A 3,845-nucleotide genomic window follows, 5' to 3' on the forward strand; every position below is an offset into this window, starting at 1 on the left:
CATGCCTACTAAACCTGGCCATTGACCGCTCCAGTTAGCAACAGTTAAAATTGGACCACGATGTGTAGTTAAACCAGCAAGTACATGATGTGAATATTGCCAAACACTTTCGGCTACAATTAAAGGCTGTGATGGATCGATATGACGAAATATATCCATCCCCATTCTTTGCGAATCGATGAAGCCATGTTTCTTAATTGAATCATAGGAATGTGCACGTTTTACAGACCAGCCCAACTTCTCAATTGCGGCTGATAATTGACCTTCCATTTGGGCCTGTGCAGCCCAGCAATTTTGATTTGCCGAGAGCCTTAAATCTCCACTTGAAACTAATACAATTTGTCCTTGTACACCCGATTTCATAATTCATTAATGAACAAACAATTTATATAGAAAGAGTTTGTCGGTTTATATTTTGGTTGTTGCCTTAACGGCTATATACAAAACTCACTAATCAAAAACACTATTTATTCTATTTTTTTATCAAATTAATATAGGATGTTATCTTAAAACACCCTATCTTTAATCTTATTATATTTATGATTTGCCAAAACTAGTTGCTTTAGCCAACGAAAATTTTTATGATTTTTTAATGAACACAGATGAAACCACACTTTCATAAAGTTCCAGTTACGCTCCAAAGTTCGTTCAGTATAAGGCACGATATTAAACCAGATTTTGGTACAGTTTGGCACTACCATCCTGAGCTCGAATTACACTATAATATCAAGGGTGAAGGGGTCCGTTTTATAGGCGACAACATCAGTAATTTTGCTTCGGATGAAATGGTTTTATTGGGCGAAAATCTCCCTCATACTTGGCGTTGTAAAGACGAGTATTTCCAGAATAATCCAGATTTAAATGTCGAGGCAATGGTGATTCATTTTTTACCCGATTGTTTAGGCAAGCATTTATTAAATTTACCTGAGGCTTATCTCATTCCAAAATTATTTGAACGTGCAAAAAGCGGCATGGTTATCCATGGAAAAACAAAAGAAGCCCTCGCTAAATTAATGGAAACCGCCGTACACGCTACAAATTTAGATCGGATAATTATTTTGTTCACGATCTTAAAAACATTAGCAGAAACGGTTGAGTTCGAAACGATCACCACAAAAAGCACCTTTTATCAATCGAATGAATCTGAAACACTACGTATTAACAAAATCTGCACTTACACACTAACTAATTATAAAAAAGATATTAGTTTAGAAGAAGTGGCTTCATTAAGCAATTTAAGTATTACTTCGTTTTGCAGATATTTCAAATTAATAACAAAAAAGACCTACTACGATTTCCTCATTGAGATTAGAGTGAGTCACGCTTGTCGTTTTTTAATAGAGAATAAGCTCCCTACCGAGATGATCTGCTTTAACTGCGGATTTAACAACGTATCTAATTTTTACAGGCATTTTAAAAAGGTGACAGGAATGACGCCGTTAGATTATAAAAGGAAGTATTTGAATTAAGTACTGCTTCGCTAACTTAGCATTAAAGCCCCTCTAAGCTCTAGAGGGGCTTTCCGTTTTAAAGAATTGTAAGTACCTGTTCAAATTCAGTTACATTACCAGGCGTGTCACTTGCCTTGATGTTAATGATTGTACCACCAACATCTTCGTTAACTACGGTTGCTGTATAAATCCAATCAGCCTCGTTTGCTGCTAATACCGCAGGACCACTTTCGATCACAGATCCATCTGGCTTCTTGACCGTTACCGCAACTCCTACCACCTTAAAATTATCTAAGACCCTGATGGTAAGATAATCGCCAATGTTACCATCATAGTTCGTTAATTTGATGCTTTTAACTTCAGGTGGTTTACAAAAATCGGCCACGGCCAAGTTGTAAATTTTACATCCCCCTTTTTCAAAAGGTCGATAGAAATCGCACAAGATTTCATCTTTTACTGCGCCTTTTGCATAAATTACTGCTTCTTTGAAACGCTCTTTGGTGAGCTCTTGCTTCTCGCTGAACACTTCCTTGTCTCGCTTCGTTTTTACTTTAGAGATGATTGTTCTACCATAGTAATTTTTAAAAACCACCAAATTACCCACTTGCCCGCGGGCTCCAAACATCACTTCATTGTTTTCAGACTTTGCCATAATACTATAAATTAAATTGTTTTACCATGGCACTATTGCCATTGCATGATGTAAAATTGCAGCTATTAAAAACAGGCAATGTCGCATTTGTCGCAAATTGACGCTTTTGTGTACAGTTGTCGTAATCTGTCGCTTTTGCCGAAAACCAGACCAGGTTAACCGTTGGTATACCGTTTGTATGCCGTTTGTATACCGTTGATTGGTACTACATTAATTTGTAAATAATTTCATTAGCATTTACGCATAAATATTGACGGTTTATGGAAAATATTTTATTTTACCCGTTAAACGATATTGTTATTTTATCAATAAAATAGAGTTTTTGTTAACAAAATGATAACATTGGTTTTACCTATCGTTATCAAAATGGCAACGGGTGTTTTACCTAGCCTTGAAATATTCGTAAAAGTGCTAAAACACTTGATAAACGCCTTTTAATTAGGTATTTTAGTGTTATTAATTACTTAAAAAAACAACTCGATGAGAGCACAAAGGAGTATCTATGAAAACGCCGTTACACAGAATAATTTTTTACACTGCAGACCTGAAGCAGATTACGGGTAAGAGCGATCGATCGTGTCAACGTACGATGCAACTTATGCGAGATTTGTTTGGGATACGAGAACACCAGCAGGTAACAGTATACCAAGCCTGTGAATATTTAGGGCTAACCATGGACGAGTTAATGCCTTACATTAAGTATTGTTAAAATTGATATCGATCGAAAACAGCTAAGAAAATTAAATATAAACCTGAATATTAACATCACTTAGCAGTGCTGTATAATCTTTAAATAATTTCTCAACCTCTTTGACTACCGCCGGTGTAAACATACCTACCTCTCTCCTGGTAAACGTCGATATATTTAGACCTCTTTTTTGCAAGAAATACTTAGAAACTATGGGATAAACGTTATGCATTACGTCCATATTATCAATCATAAACTGCTGAACAATTGACACTTCCGTACTGAGATTCGCATCATTGTAATGATCACACAGCCAAACAATTAGCTCGGGGAAATAATTACCTTGAATACAAGATAAACCTGCAGACCCTGCTTTCAGTGAATCAACTGCATGTACCATATAGGCATCATATAAGCCAAAAGTATAACGCTTTGTTAAGTCAATTTTATCCTTAATCTGATCAAGATCTAAACTGGTGTCTTTGTGATAGATAACCCTACCCGTTTGTACAAATTGCTGCAATTGTTTAGGTTTCAAAACCCTTTTATAAGGTACCGGACACTCGTAAAATCCGATTGGAATATCATTTGTCTGCCTTAATAATTCAAAGACATTGTTTTCAAAAACCTCGTCACTTTCTTCTTCTGCCGCCAATAAACTGCTAATGGCAATTACCGCTTCTACTCCCACTTCATTCACTCTTTTTACAAAATCGGCCTGTTTAGTAATTTCACCTCCAAACGTACCCGTTGCAATTACAGGCACTTCGCCGCCCACTACGTTGATTACATGTTTAATAGCCTGAATGCGCTCTAGAGCGGTTAATTCAAACATTTCGCTCGACAAACAATTGGCGAACAAACCCGCTGCACCAGCTTGTAAATAAATTTCAGTAAGCTGTGTTAAAGCTTTATAATCGATATTTCCGTTGCTCAAAAAAGGCGTGAGCATAACCGGGATGAATCCTTTACTCATATCCCCGTCCTCCTCTTTATCTTAGTTAATAAAACTCCTGTTAAGAAAATGGTTAAGGTGCCGACTACAATGATCATA

3 protein-coding genes and 1 pseudogene are annotated in these 3,845 nt (G+C 36.5%); 1 reads left to right on the plus strand and 3 read right to left on the minus strand.

Annotated features, from left to right (window positions below):
• Positions 1–363 (minus strand): annotated as a pseudogene (locus WC622_RS16535) (fucose isomerase); the annotation flags it as partial.
• 239 nt (positions 364–602) lie between these two features.
• Here WC622_RS16535 and WC622_RS16540 point away from each other — a divergent pair.
• Positions 603–1,469, plus strand: coding sequence for an AraC family transcriptional regulator (locus WC622_RS16540; RefSeq protein ID WP_372820796.1), 867 nt, complete (start codon positions 603–605; stop codon positions 1,467–1,469).
• Between the two features lie 58 nt (positions 1,470–1,527).
• On the opposite strand, the gene WC622_RS16545 is transcribed toward WC622_RS16540, so the two are convergent.
• Together WC622_RS16545 and WC622_RS16550 are read right to left on the minus strand one after the other, a co-directional pair.
• Positions 1,528–2,103 (minus strand): hypothetical protein, encoded by a 576-nt coding sequence (locus WC622_RS16545; protein ID WP_372820797.1) that lies wholly within the window; start codon positions 2,101–2,103, stop codon positions 1,528–1,530.
• A 740-nt stretch (positions 2,104–2,843) separates the two neighbouring features.
• Positions 2,844–3,767: a dihydrodipicolinate synthase family protein gene (locus WC622_RS16550; RefSeq protein ID WP_372820798.1), complete on the minus strand. Its 924-nt coding sequence runs from the start codon at positions 3,765–3,767 to the stop codon at positions 2,844–2,846.
• Positions 3,768–3,845: the final 78 nt, after the last annotated feature.

Source organism: Pedobacter sp. (assembly GCF_041662865.1).
In the GTDB taxonomy this organism is placed as follows: Bacteria; Bacteroidota; Bacteroidia; order Sphingobacteriales; family Sphingobacteriaceae; genus Pedobacter.